This is a genomic window from Bartonella sp. CR127HXZ (genome assembly GCF_042194555.1).
Classification (GTDB): Bacteria; Pseudomonadota; Alphaproteobacteria; order Rhizobiales; family Rhizobiaceae; genus Bartonella; species Bartonella grahamii.
The window spans coordinates 1-581 of sequence record NZ_JBHIMZ010000089.1 but is presented as its reverse complement, the minus strand read 5'-3'; the positions used below and the strand labels follow the sequence as shown (position 1 = coordinate 581).

Below are 581 nucleotides of genomic sequence, written 5' to 3'. Positions count from 1 at the left end.
ATCAACACAGCTAAACAACTTCAAACGCAGCTTCAACAATATAAAGATATGATAAAACAGGGACTTTCATTTTCGAGTCCACAATTTGATGGTTTGCAGAACACTTTACAAAAATTGAAACAAGTTTATCAAGACGGCCAGAGCATTTCTTATAGTATGGGAAATCTAAATAGCAGATTTGAACAAATGTTTCCTGGTTATGAAAATTACTTAAAAAATTCTGGAAAGGTAAATCCAAAAAAAGATTATAGAAAGTGGGCAGAAACTGGTCTTTCTAATTCCCGTATTGCTATTGAAGCCGCAGGGATTAACACTAGCAGTTTTGATGATGAAGACAAACTTATGCAAAAACTTGTTGATCGTTCAGCAAGCGCAGAAGAGCGTATGCAAGCTATTCAAGCTGGAAATGAAATTGCCGCACAACAAGTGAAACAGTTGCAGCTACTTCGTGATCTTGTTGCTAATAATACCACTTTACAAGCAAACTACACTGCCAATGAAGTGGAGCGTAAAGCCAAATATGATGCCGATGTTGAAAAGTTTTTTGAAACAAAATCGCCAGATACAGATCGTGGACATGC

At 36.7% G+C, this 581-nt stretch carries 1 protein-coding gene; it reads left to right on the top strand.

Features of this window, described 5'->3' with window-relative positions:
- A partial coding sequence (trbJ, locus tag ACFIKY_RS09275; RefSeq protein ID WP_375661762.1) for a P-type conjugative transfer protein TrbJ occupies nt 1–581 on the top strand: 581 nt, incomplete at both ends.